Here is a 12,302-nt window from a genome sequence, read left to right as displayed (position 1 = left end):
TTGCCCGGAACCCCGGCGGAATTATCCAGATGCAGGTTTTCAAGAAACTGCATTGATAGATGAAAATAGAATGAGGGGGAGAAAAATGAAAAAATTTTTCATGTTGTTTCTGGCAATGTCGCTTGTATTCGTCATGGCAGCCTGTACAGCCAATTCGGATACAGGAAGCGAACCTTCAGATGAGGGCAAAGATAGTGGGGATAGCGGAAGTGAAAAGGTGCTTTACTTAAATAATGGTGTAGAACCAACATCCTTTGACCCTCCAATCGGTTTTGATGCCGTTTCCTGGAACTCGCTGAATAATATCATGGAAGGCCTGACAAGGCTCGGCAAGGAGCATGAAGCAGAACCTGCCGCGGCAGAGAAGTGGGATGTTTCTGAAGATGGCAAGACATACACATTCCATATACGTGATAATGCAAAATGGTCTAACGGGGATGATGTCACAGCAGGGGATTTTGTTTTTGCCTGGAAACGCCTGCTTGATCCGAATACAGGTTCGCCGGCAGCTTTCCTCGGCTATTTCATTGAAGGCGGCGAAGCCTATAATACTGGTGAAGGATCGGCTGATGAAGTGAACGTAAAAGCTGTCGATGATAAAACATTCGAAGTGACTTTGACTAGCCCGCAGGCTTACTTTTTAAACATCATCGCCAATCCGGCATTTTTCCCGGTCAACGAAAAAACAGCGACTGAAAATCCGGAATGGTTTGCAGAAGCTGACACCTTTGTAGGAAATGGCCCGTTCAAGCTGACAGAATGGGAGCATGACACAAATATGGTCATGGAGAAAAATGAAGAGTATTGGGATGCGGAAAATGTCAAACTGGATAAAGTGCACTGGGCGATGGTGAATGACACGAATACCGAATACCAGATGTATCAAAAAGGGGAGCTGGACACTTCAGATGTACCGGCAGACCTTAGCGAGCAGCTCTTTGAAGAAGGCAAGGTCCAGGTTGAAGATCAGGCCGGCCAATATTTCTACCGCTTCAATGTGAATAAGGAGCCATTCCAGAACGTGAACATCAGAAAAGCTTTTGCAATGGCGGTGGATCAGGAGCAAATCGTTGAATTTGTAACCAAGAATCAGGAGCAGCCTGCTTATGGATTTGTTCCTCCAGGCTTTAAGGATCCGTCCGGGAATGATTTCCGCGAAGTGAACGGGGACCTGGTCAAAACTGATGCCGCACAGGCAAAAGAGCTGCTGAAGAAGGGAATGGAAGAGGAAGGCTACAGCGAGCTTCCTGAAGTGACTCTGACATACAGCACGAATGATGTGCATAAAAAAATTGCAGAAGCCCTTCAGCAGATGCTTAAAGAAAATCTTGGGGTCGATGTAAAGCTTGCAAATATGGAAGCAAACGTGTTCGCGACTGAACAGAAGGCGCTGAACCTGCAGCTTTCCAGAAGCTCTTTCCTGGCTGATTATGCTGACCCGATCAACTTCCTTGAGAACTTCCAGACCGGCCACTCGATGAACCGGACCGGCTGGAGCAATGCGGATTTCGATATGCTGATTCAATCCGCAAAAAATGAAGCTGATGAAGCGAAACGCTATGACATGATGTACGAAGCAGAAAAAATCCTTTATAATGAGTCGCCTATTTTCTCACTGCATTTCTATAACCAGGTATATCTCCAAAATGAAGCTGTATCAGGTATCGTCCGCCACCCAGTCGGATATCTGGAATTAAAATGGGCTGACAAAGAATAGCATTGAAAAGGGGTGTTCTGCTGAACATCCCTTTTTAACTGGCAAACGGCAGCGCATATGGAAAGGGGCATATGATATGAAAATAAAGCCGGGACATTTGAAAAAAGGGGATGCTGTCGGTGTAGTTTCACCGGCCAGCCCGCCTGACCTCAAAAGCCTTGATAGGGGCATTAATTTTCTTAAAGAGCTGGGATTGGAAGTCAGAGAAGGGAAATCTGTCAGGAAACTAAATGGCTACCTGGCTGGCACAGACAAAGAGAGGCTCGAGGATCTGCATGATATGTTCGAAGACAAAGAGATTAAAGCGGTCTTTTGTGCAGGCGGGGGATACGGAACTGCCAGAATTGCAGGTGACCTGGATTATGGCCTTATTAAGGCAAATCCCAAAATATTCTGGGGCTACAGTGATATCACCTTCCTTCACACGAGCGTAAGGCAGAAAACCGGGCTTATTACCTTTCACGGTCCGATGCTTGCTTCCGATATCGGGAAGGAGGACGTCCACCCATTGTCCAAACAATATTTCAGCCAGCTTTTCAAGCCTGCAGATTCCTTATACACTGAAGAGATTTCACCTTTGACAGCAGTAGTGGAAGGAAGAGCAGAAGGTCCCCTGACTGGAGGCAATCTATGCTTGATCGCAAGTACGCTTGGAACTTCTTTTGAGATTGATATGAAAGGGAAGCTGCTGCTGATCGAGGATATCAATGAAGAACCGCGCTCAGTCGACCGGATGCTGAATCAGCTGCTGATGGCAGGCAAATTATCTGAAGCAGCAGGCATTGTCGTGGGGGACTTTAACAAATGTGAACCGCAGCGCGAGCTCAGCTTATCTCTTGATGAAGTTATTGATTACTATCTGATTAAAGCGGGCAGGCCGGCCATGAAAGGATTTAAGGTCGGACATTGCTCGCCTCACTTCTCTGTTCCGCTCGGAGCGGATGCGGTGCTGGATACAGCGGAAAAACAATTGTATGTCGAAAGCGGCGTACGCTAAAGAGGTGCAAGGATGAATATTGAGCGAATTGAGACCTTCAGGGTTGCCATCCCATTGATCAAGCCGTTTAAGACTGCCTTAAGGACTGTGACTACAGCGGAATCTGTGGTCATTAAAATCACATGCGACAACGGCATTGAAGGCTGGGGAGAAGCTCCTCCTACAGTCGTCATCACCGGGGACAGCCTCATGAGCATCGAATCGGCCATCCACCATGTGTTCAAGCCATATCTTGTCGGTAAAAGCCTTCTGAACTATGAAACTATTTTCCAGGCAATAAAGACATTGATGGTCGGGAATTCAAGTGCAAAAGCTGCGGTGGATATGGCTCTATATGACTGCCTTTCCAAGCATTGCAGGCTGCCGCTGTATCAATTCCTTGGCGGCGCGAAAAATGAAATCGAGACTGACTATACAGTGAGTGTGAATAATCCCGAAGAAATGGGCGATGATGCTGCTTCCTATATAGATCAGGGATTCAATGTACTGAAGGTTAAGGTCGGAAAAGATGATATCATGACAGACATCAGCCGAATAAAGGAAATCAGAAGGCGTGTCGGCAACAAGGTGAAAATCAGGCTTGATGCGAATCAGGGATGGCAGGCAAAGGATGCAGTCAGGGCCATCAGGAAAATGGAAGACAGCCTACTCGACATTGAGCTGGTCGAACAGCCGGTTCCCGCAGACGATATCGAAGGGCTTAAACAAGTGACCGATTCCGTTGAAACTCTCATCATGGCAGATGAAAGTGTCTTCAGCCCGAAGCAGGCGCTCCAGGTGCTATGTACAAGGAGTGCTGATCTGATCAATATCAAATTAATGAAGGCAGGGGGAATTTTCCAGGCGCAGGCCATCAACCAGCTGGCTGAAACCTGCGGTGTCGAATGCATGGTGGGAAGCATGATTGAAACAAAAATAGGCATCAGTGCCGCTGCCCATTTTGCTGCAAGCAAAAAAAATATCACCCGCTTTGATTTTGATGCCCCCCTTATGCTGGCCAAAGATATGGTAGAAGGCGGCATCAGCTACAGCGGAAGGAAAATCACTTTCCCTGATGCGGCAGGGCTTGGCATCAGGCAAGTGTATTCAGAAGGAGGAATTTCAAGTGGGAATTCAGCATAAATGGCTGGTAAATGTACCGGTGGCGACAGTTTGGACCTCACCTGAATCTGCCAGGAAAATAGATGGAAAAGCAATTTCCAGCTGGCCGGATATAGAGGGATGGCTGGCTGGCCTGACATATGAAACTAGCCTCGCGCTTTGCAATGAAAACAGAATCCAGACCCAGGCACTGTTTGGCCAGGAGGTTATCCTGCTGGAAGAAGAGGGACCTTGGGCGAGCGTCATAATCCTTAGCCAGCCTTCAGGAAAAAATGAAAGAGGCTATCCTGGCTGGATGCCAAAAAGCCAGCTGATGAAACTGAATGAATGGAATATCAAAAAAGGCCCTGTTGCATCTATCAGTTCGAAAAAAGCTGTTTTGTATTCAGAGGAAGAGAAGCCTTTAATGGAACTTAGCTTTGAAACTGTCCTTCCTGCTGTTGAGAAATCTGATGAGTGGCTTAAAGTAAGAATCCCTGAAGGGTACGGACTTCTTCGGCAGGAGGATGTTATCCTTCATCCTTCTTTGGAAGCAAGGAGGAAGGGGAATGGAGCGGGAATCGTTTCCGAAGGTGAGCGCTTCCTTGGCTTGCCTTACCTTTGGGGAGGGATGAGCAGCTGGGGTTATGACTGCTCTGGATTCAGCTATAATATGTGCAGGGCAAACGGCTATATCATCCCAAGGGATGCCCATGATCAGGCACAAAGTGGCAAGAAAGTGGACCTTGCTGAGATCCAGCCGGGCGACCTGCTGTTTTTTGCTTACCAGGAAGGCAGGGGCAGCATCCATCATGTGGGAATCTTCTATGGAAACGGAAAATTGCTCCATTCGCCGAATACAGGCAAAACGATCGAAATTATCCCGCTTAAAGACACCATCTATGAAAAGGAACTATGCGCAGCACGCCGTTATTGGCAGGAGGGGGAAGATTGACGATGCCGGACAGCATACTTGAGGTAAAGAATCTCAAAAAACATTTTACGCTTGGAAAAGGAGAGGTGTTAAAAGCAGTTGACGGCATTTCCTTTAATATAAAAAAGGGAGAAACCCTCGGAATTGTCGGTGAATCAGGATGCGGAAAATCGACTGCCGGCAGGACGATTATCGGGCTTTACGATAGTACAGATGGGGAAGTCATCTTCAATGGAAAAAATGTCCACAGCATGACAAACAGGGAGCGCTTCTCTTTCCACAAGCAGATGCAGATGATTTTCCAGGATCCCTATGCTTCACTCAATCCCAGATCAACAGTAAGTGAAATCATTGCCGAGCCGATGGAAGTCCATGGCTTATTCCGGAATAAACAGGAGCGAATGGAAAAAATCTATCAGCTTCTGGAGGATGTCGGACTTAATAGAGAGCATGCCGGGCGGTATCCGCATGAATTCAGCGGGGGACAGAGACAGAGGATCGGCATTGCGAGGGCCCTCGCCCTGGAGCCTGAATTCATTATAGCGGATGAACCGATATCAGCACTGGACGTTTCGGTCCAGGCCCAGGTGGTGAACCTGCTCAAAAAGCTTCAGAAGGAAAAAGGGCTGACATACTTATTCATCGCCCATGACCTGTCAATGGTCAAGCAGATAAGCGACCGGATCGGCGTCATGTACCTGGGGCATATGATGGAGCTCACAACCAGTAAGGAATTGTACCGTAATCCGCTTCATCCATATACACGGGCTTTGCTTTCAGCCATTCCGATCCCTGATCCGGATGTTGAGGATCAAAGGGAAAGAATCATCCTCCAAGGCGAGCTGCCAAGCCCGATCGACCCTCCAAGCGGCTGTGTGTTCCGGACCAGATGCCCTCACAGCATGGATATTTGTGCAGAAAAGACGCCTGTCTGGCAGGAAGCGGAGAAATCAAGGTTTGTTGCCTGCCATTTATACGATCCCAATCTGACGGGAAATCATGACAGCTCTCAGGCAGCATCTAAATGACCGGGCTGCTCTCTGAAAATATCAATCAACTTGAAAAGAGGCTGGCTGATATCCTCAGACAATGTCCGGGTAATGCCAGTCTGGCAGTAGAGTACGGTGAGAGGGCAATCCATATGAACAGCGGGCGGAAATATCCTGCAGCCAGCCTCATCAAAATCCCGATCATGATGGAAGCTTTCTTTCAGGCAGAGGAGGGCGTCCTGGATCTCAATGAGCAGGTGCGTATTGGCGGGATTGAAAAGGCCGGAGGGGCCGGTATCATTCAATCTCTTTCAGTAACAGCTTCCCTAAGCATTCTGGACTGTATAACCTTGATGATTATAGTCTCAGACAATACAGCTGCCAATCTGCTGATAAAATTGCTGGGCAAGAAAAATATTAATGATAGAATGCATGGACTGGGTCTTCAAACAACTGTACTGGGCAGAAAAATGATGGACCCTGAAGCCGCAGCAAAAGGTATTGACAATTTTACCACTGCCGCGGATATGGTTAAATGCCTGAGAGCAATAAAAGATGGTGAATTATTTTCCGAAAAGAACCGCAGCAAGATGCTCGATATAATGGAAGCGCAGCAATTCAGAGAAAAGCTGCCGGCCCTTGCATGCAAGGAGCTGAAGATTGCCAATAAAACCGGGGAGCTGCCTGGAATAGAGCATGATTGCGCCATCTTTGCTTCAGGCCGGGATGTTTTATATGCTGCCGTCCTGATCGACGGTCTCTCAAGCCCGGAAGAAGGAAGCCATGCAATCAGGCTGATTGGGAGCCGGTTATCTGAGTTTCTTTGCCTTCCGGAAACAGAAATGAGGTGAATTTATGAAAGAGTTTAAGAATTATAATGAGTTCTGGCCTTTTTACCTTTCGCAGCACAGCAAAAAATCCACTAGGACATGGCATTTCATCGGCACTACTTTTGTATATATCTGTATTGCTCTTGCCATCATTTATTTAAATGTCTGGTTTATCATTCTGGCGCCGGTCATTGCTTATGGGTTTGCCTGGTTCTCCCATTTCTTTATTGAAGGAAATAAGCCGGCAACTTTTGGACATCCACTCTGGTCGCTTCGGGCTGACTTCCAAATGTATTTCTATATTTTAACTGGACGTCTTTCAAGGGAAATCGACAATCTGCCTGAACAATATTCAGCAGAAAAATAGACTGTCAGAAAAGCATCCTCAGCCGCTGGGATGCTTCTTTCATTCTCAGTACTCCGCATACTGGTTTTTGACACTATAAGGGGAGGGATAGTAATATAATCATAGGTATATAGTAATTTTTTCCTGATAATAATAGACTAGGACAGGTGGACATCATTGTGAATAGCTACATTATTTCTGCGGCCGCCATGGTGCTGCTGGCTTTTATCTTTTTTTCTTCCGTTTTCCTGGGAAGCAGATATATCTATCAAAAACAAAAGTACTCCCAGACATTGCTTCTTCCGCTATCCAGCTCCTTTTATGTATGGCTGCAACTGATGACCTTATTAAGCATTTACGGATTTATCGAACCTGCAGATGCATTCACACTGAATAGCCTGGCGATTTTTCTGTGCCAGTTCGCTGTTTATATGGTTCTTTTTCAATTTGCTGGAGTTAAAGATGACCGGGAAATGTCGCTCAAGAATCTGGTGCTGTGTGTTTTCTTTGTTGGATTGACAATTGGCATAGATGTTTATTTTGTCAGAAAAATAAATCCTTCATTAGTTGTCAGCACTGAGCATATTCTCATTGCCAGCTTATTCTTCATTATTTCATTGTTCCTATGCTTCCGGTTTGTGCAGCAGATTTATATTGATAAAGTATTCAATAAGCAAAAAGTGCCTTTCTGGTTTCTCTCCTTTGGGGCGCTGCTGCTAGCTTATACATTTGTAGGGAGCACCATTGAGATTATCAGGAGTTTGAACAGCAGCGGGGATAACAGCTTATTTTTTACAGAAGTGCTCTCCATCCTGCTGCTCCTCGGTGTGACGACAGTTTACGGGGAGAAGCAGTATAACCGGAAAGAACAGGAATTGGTTGAAAGCAATAAACACCTTAATCACCTTGCCTATCACGATACATTGACGGGGCTTCCAAACAGGAGAAAGGTCATGCAGTCGATTGAGGAGTGGATGGCAGAGGATATCCAGTTTGCGGTTGTTTTTATCGATCTGGATCATTTCAAGCATGTCAATGATCTTCTCGGCCATAATATCGGTGATGATCTGCTCAAAAAAATTGCATCCAGGCTGAAAGAGAATTGTGGCAGCGAGGATATTGTGGGCAGGCTTGGCGGTGATGAGTTCATCATTTTGAAGCCAGTTAAGGAAAATCTGCAGCTGGATGATTTTTCAGCAGATCTGATTGAAAAGGTTGTAGAGCCTGTCCAGATTCTTGAACACGAGATCGTGATTACAACAAGCATCGGGATAGCCTTATATCCAACGCATGGGAAAGATGTTAATGACATCATGAAAAAGGCGGATATAGCTATGTACAATTCCAAAGATAAAGGGAGAAATACATATTTTATCTTTACGCTTGAGCTGGATGAGAGCATCATCCGCAAGATGACGTTAAAAGAAGATTTAAAGCATGCACTGGTGCGGGATGAATTGGAGGTACACTTTCAGCCGAAGATCAGAGTATCCGATCAATCAGTGAATGGATTTGAAGCGCTTCTGAGATGGAAGCATCCTTCAATCGGCTTTATTCCCCCGGCTGAATTTATCCCGATAGCTGAGGAATCAGGCTCCATATCCGAGATAGGGAGCTGGGTCCTGCGGCAGGCGTGCAGAGAAATTTCCGCTATTAACGAAAAATATGGCAGGAAATATATCATTTCTGTGAATTTCTCGATCAAGCAGCTCCTGCAAAAAGATATTGTGGAAACTGTCTCGGGCATCTTAAGCGAAACCGGCCTGGATCCGAAGTTCCTTGAGCTTGAAATAACAGAAAGGGTGGCCATGAATGATGCCTATTCGGCAGGGGATGCTTTTATGCAGCTGCTTGACCTTGGGCTGATGCTGAGCGTCGATGATTTCGGGACAGGATATAATTCGCTGAGCAACCTCCAGGAGCTGCAGATCCAGCGGCTTAAAATAGACAAAACCTTTATTCAGCAGATGGAAAGTGATGAACATAATAAAGCTTTGGTCGCTTCCATTGTATCGATGGGCAAGCATCTTGGCATGCAAATCACTGCCGAGGGCGTTGAAACCCCGGAGCAGCTGTCATTCCTGATGGAAATCGGATGTGATGAGGCGCAGGGCTTCTACTTCTCCAGGCCAAAGCCGATTGAGCAGATTATGAATATAATCAATGCCGGCAGCAAAGCAATAGCCGGAAAGGAGCAGTAATGAATATTCTATGGGACTTTGACGGTACACTTTTTGATACATATCCCGCTTATACACGGATTCTGAAGGATGTGCTGGGAGAAGAGGCAGAACATGAAGAGATCCTGTCTCAATTAAAGATTTCTTTTACCCATGCCTTTACCCATTACAACCTGAAGGAAGAGCAGATTTCCTATATAAGAAAGATGGCAAGAAGTCTGAAGCCGCAGGATCTTCAGCCATTTCCAGGAGTGAAGGATGTGCTGAAAAGGGCCGGGTACAATGTCATCATGACACATAAAGAGAGGGAGGATGTGCTGGCCATCCTGGAGCATCACAATATGTCCTCTTTATTTGCCGATCTTGTCGCCGGAGATGATGGATATCCCAGGAAGCCGCATAAAGCTTCTTATGAATATCTGCATGGCAAAAACAGCATTGATCTTGCCATCGGTGACAGGGAACTCGATATTCTTCCGGCGAAGGAGCTGGGCATCAGGACCTGCCTTTTCCAGAATACTACACCTGGCGCGGATTATTATTTGCCGCGTTATGAAGATTTTGAGACTGTTATTGGATGGGAAGCATTTAAATGAAAACAGAAAGCAGGCAGCATAGCTGCCTGCTTTCTATTTCATTAGATTATAATTCTAGAGTTTCAAAAGAGCTGTCTTTGCTGTTCATTACCCTGACGTCTGTCGGCAGTATTTCGAGGACGATATAATTCGGGTCATTCGGACCGTCAAACCATGGCTTTAAATGATCATTCCAGACCTTTTCCTTAAGCTCTTCAGAAGCATTTACAGAGGCCCTTCCTTCGATCTCGAGATAAGCATCTCCCAGCCCTTCGCCATCATATCCGATAAGTATATGCACATTCGGATTTTCTTCAATTTCTTCCGTTTTATCGGTCTCTTTGCTTGTTGCAGTATAAAGCTTCAGCTCATCATTGAAAAATGTCATATAGCGTGTATGCGGCTTATTGTTTTTTACAGTCGCAAGCGTTCCTATTTTATTATCTTCCAAGATTTTAAGCACTTTTTCTTTCACATCATTATTAGTCATAAGAATCCCCTCCTATTTTATCTTTATCAATCGTTTCGAAGTCTGCATTATACTTTTCTTCACTGGAGGAATTATCTTTCGTGTTCCTCCCCATCTTCTCCTCGTGCTGCTCCTGCTTTAAGTCCTCAAGAGGAATGGTATCAACATTCTGCTCTTCCTTGAATTTATCGTAGATGCTTTCTTTGTCGGTTTTAAATTGTTCAGGGTTGTCCATATCCTGCTGTTCGTATTTTCCGTCTTTTTCGCCTGCCATGCGAAATCACCTCTTATACGAGATTATTTTTGGTTCTTTTCTGTTTTGGATCCTTCTCTTTGCGGTTCGATATCTTTGTTGTGTTCTTTCTTCTTTTCCTGTTCAATTGAGTCATTGTCCTGGTGTTTATTTGTTTCAGCCATGAATATAACCTCCTTGATGATTGTGTAATAGTACATTACCCTTTTTCAGAAGTGAAAAACCGGGAGGAGAATTTCAATGTGCAGCTGACGGGAGGGGGAGGGGTGCAAAATGATATATTTCCTCAGAACGAACAGGCTGATTTTTTTTCAGTAGCAATAAAAAATGCCCGCTGCATATGCAGCGGGCATTTTCACTATATACGTCCCAGAAGAGATTCGAACTCCCGACCTACAGTTTAGGAAACTGTTGCTCTATCCTGCTGAGCTACTGGGACAACGTTATTTATTATATAACCTTTTTCTCTGTTGGTCAATAATGATCGAAAAAAAATCCTGTTTTTTTTTGAAAGGCTTTTTCTGCATGAATTTTCCTTGCAGTGGGACAATAGTGGATATTTCTTAAGTAAGTTGGTGAAGAGATGTTCAAGGGCGGCAATAAAAGGGAAGAGCTCCTCCATTTTTTAAAGGAGAAGGCTGGCCATGCATCAGATACAGCCGTTCAGGAGCTAAAAGGGGCGAGTTTTTCTGTCTATTTATTTTATATAAAAAGTATATGCGATACTGACAAAATCCAGGAGCAGCTTGTAAAGCCTTTTTTCCAGCTGGAGGATGAAACAGGATATAAAAAATATATTTGTTCACTGTCCGGTATCAGTGAGCTTGAGGACGGAGGGCAGGCTCTGAAGGATTTGATGAGGGGCTCGGCGATCCTCTTATTCAGGGAAACTTTTTATGTTCTGCAGCTAAAGAAATATATAAGCCAGGGAGTCAAGGACGCAACAGTCGAAACAACCATCCAGGGACCACAGACTGCATTGAGCGAAGACCTGGGTACAAATCTAAATATCATCCGCCACCGCTATCATAAGACAAGCCTGACGGTGGAAGAAAATGAAATAGGCTCTGTTTCCGGGCTGGGCCTTCTGCTTCTCTATGACAAGGAAAAGATTGAGGCAGACATCCTGCAGGGGGTAAAAGATAAAATAGAAAGCATCAAAGCTTCACAGAAAATCGTCCAGTCAGCAGGGGAAATCCATAGAATGCTGACGCCGCGGGAAAAAACGCTCTTTCCTGTGTTCATGATCACTGAGAGGACTGATCGCATAGCCCTTAATCTTGCACAGGGAAAGATAGTCATCCTTATTGAAGGATCTCCTTTCGGCCTGATTCTGCCGGCCGTTTTTTTCGACTTTATGAGCTCTATGGAAGACCTGTATCAGCCATATTGGGTTTCTAGATTTCTGATCACCCTGCGGTATCTGGGCCTGTTTATAAGTCTGCTGCTCCCTGGACTTTACGTGGCCATTACTTCTTATAATCCTGAAGTCTTCCAGGTCCAGCTTGCACTGGGAATTGCGGGGAGCCGGTCATCAGTCCCTTATCCCTCCTATCTGGAGGTGCTGTTCATGCTGATTATGATGGAGCTGCTGACAGAAGCATCCATCAGGCTCCCTAAATCGATCGGCTCGACAGCGACGACGGTTGGAGGATTGATTCTGGGACAGGCTGCAACGGAGGCAGGGCTGGTGTCCAACATCATGATCATCATCGTCTCAGCTGTGGCCATTTCCAATTTTGTGATTCCAATCAATGAAATGAGCTTCTCGATGAGGGTAATGAAATATGTCATCCTTCTTTTGGCTGCCATGACTGGCATGATTGGCCTGGTGATTGGCCTGATGGGCCTGCTTCTATTTCTCGTACGATTGGACAGCTTCGGAAAGCCGTATCTGAAAATGTTTTTTGGCGAAGGCAGCAAACAGTAGAA

The 12,302-nt window shown here is 45.5% G+C and carries 13 protein-coding genes and 1 tRNA gene; 10 read left to right on the top strand and 4 right to left on the bottom strand.

The window, feature by feature from the left end:
• The first annotated feature begins 85 nt into the window (after nucleotides 1-85).
• From RBB45_RS18220 to RBB45_RS18180, 9 genes are all read left to right on the top strand, one after another.
• Entirely contained in the window at nucleotides 86-1,717 is a 1,632-nt protein-coding gene (locus RBB45_RS18220) for a peptide ABC transporter substrate-binding protein (RefSeq protein ID WP_306010069.1), read from the top strand.
• A 76-nt stretch (nucleotides 1,718-1,793) separates the two neighbouring features.
• Nucleotides 1,794-2,714, top strand: coding sequence for a S66 peptidase family protein (locus RBB45_RS18215; RefSeq protein ID WP_306010068.1), 921 nt, complete (start codon nucleotides 1,794-1,796; stop codon nucleotides 2,712-2,714).
• Between the two features lie 12 nt (nucleotides 2,715-2,726).
• Nucleotides 2,727-3,836, top strand: coding sequence for a mandelate racemase/muconate lactonizing enzyme family protein (locus tag RBB45_RS18210; protein WP_009794172.1), 1,110 nt, complete (start codon nucleotides 2,727-2,729; stop codon nucleotides 3,834-3,836).
• Nucleotides 3,820-4,749, top strand: a complete 930-nt coding sequence (locus RBB45_RS18205; RefSeq protein ID WP_306010067.1) for a C40 family peptidase — start codon at nucleotides 3,820-3,822, stop codon at nucleotides 4,747-4,749. Before RBB45_RS18210 ends, RBB45_RS18205 begins: the two co-directional genes overlap by 17 nt.
• Before the next feature lie 2 nt (nucleotides 4,750-4,751).
• Nucleotides 4,752-5,756 (top strand): ABC transporter ATP-binding protein, encoded by a 1,005-nt coding sequence (locus RBB45_RS18200; protein ID WP_306010071.1) that lies wholly within the window; start codon nucleotides 4,752-4,754, stop codon nucleotides 5,754-5,756.
• Nucleotides 5,753-6,568: a serine hydrolase gene (locus RBB45_RS18195; RefSeq protein WP_306010066.1), complete on the top strand. Its 816-nt coding sequence runs from the start codon at nucleotides 5,753-5,755 to the stop codon at nucleotides 6,566-6,568. The genes RBB45_RS18200 and RBB45_RS18195 overlap by 4 nt, the downstream gene beginning before the upstream one ends.
• 4 nt (nucleotides 6,569-6,572) lie before the next feature.
• Nucleotides 6,573-6,914 (top strand): Mpo1-like protein, encoded by a 342-nt coding sequence (locus RBB45_RS18190; RefSeq protein WP_009794176.1) that lies wholly within the window; start codon nucleotides 6,573-6,575, stop codon nucleotides 6,912-6,914.
• A 158-nt stretch (nucleotides 6,915-7,072) separates the two neighbouring features.
• Nucleotides 7,073-9,094 (top strand): putative bifunctional diguanylate cyclase/phosphodiesterase, encoded by a 2,022-nt coding sequence (locus RBB45_RS18185; protein WP_306010065.1) that lies wholly within the window; start codon nucleotides 7,073-7,075, stop codon nucleotides 9,092-9,094.
• Nucleotides 9,094-9,669 (top strand): HAD-IA family hydrolase, encoded by a 576-nt coding sequence (locus RBB45_RS18180; RefSeq protein ID WP_306010064.1) that lies wholly within the window; start codon nucleotides 9,094-9,096, stop codon nucleotides 9,667-9,669. Before RBB45_RS18185 ends, RBB45_RS18180 begins: the two co-directional genes overlap by 1 nt.
• 46 nt (nucleotides 9,670-9,715) lie before the next feature.
• Here RBB45_RS18180 and RBB45_RS18175 read toward each other — a convergent pair whose 3' ends face one another.
• From RBB45_RS18175 to RBB45_RS18160, 4 genes are all read right to left on the bottom strand, one after another.
• Nucleotides 9,716-10,138 carry a pyridoxamine 5'-phosphate oxidase family protein gene (locus tag RBB45_RS18175; protein ID WP_306010063.1) on the bottom strand — a complete coding sequence of 141 codons (423 nt, stop codon included), beginning with the start codon at nucleotides 10,136-10,138 and terminating at the stop codon, nucleotides 9,716-9,718.
• A complete protein-coding gene (locus tag RBB45_RS18170; RefSeq protein WP_009794180.1) occupies nucleotides 10,131-10,391 on the bottom strand; it encodes a hypothetical protein in 261 nt (86 codons plus the stop codon). The genes RBB45_RS18175 and RBB45_RS18170 overlap by 8 nt, the downstream gene beginning before the upstream one ends.
• Before the next feature lie 23 nt (nucleotides 10,392-10,414).
• Nucleotides 10,415-10,534, bottom strand: coding sequence for a hypothetical protein (locus RBB45_RS18165; RefSeq protein ID WP_022543627.1), 120 nt, complete (start codon nucleotides 10,532-10,534; stop codon nucleotides 10,415-10,417).
• A 201-nt stretch (nucleotides 10,535-10,735) separates the two neighbouring features.
• Nucleotides 10,736-10,809, bottom strand: a tRNA-Arg gene (locus RBB45_RS18160).
• 144 nt (nucleotides 10,810-10,953) lie between these two features.
• Here RBB45_RS18160 and RBB45_RS18155 point away from each other — a divergent pair.
• Nucleotides 10,954-12,300: a spore germination protein gene (locus RBB45_RS18155; protein ID WP_306010062.1), complete on the top strand. Its 1,347-nt coding sequence runs from the start codon at nucleotides 10,954-10,956 to the stop codon at nucleotides 12,298-12,300.
• The last annotated feature ends 2 nt before the right edge of the window (nucleotides 12,301-12,302 follow it).

Origin of the sequence: Bacillus sp. MMSF_3328, from assembly GCF_030733525.1 — a bacterium.
Classification (GTDB): Bacteria; Bacillota; Bacilli; order Bacillales; family Cytobacillaceae; genus Bacillus_AB; species Bacillus_AB infantis.
This window is presented reverse-complemented; position numbering and strand designations above follow the sequence as displayed.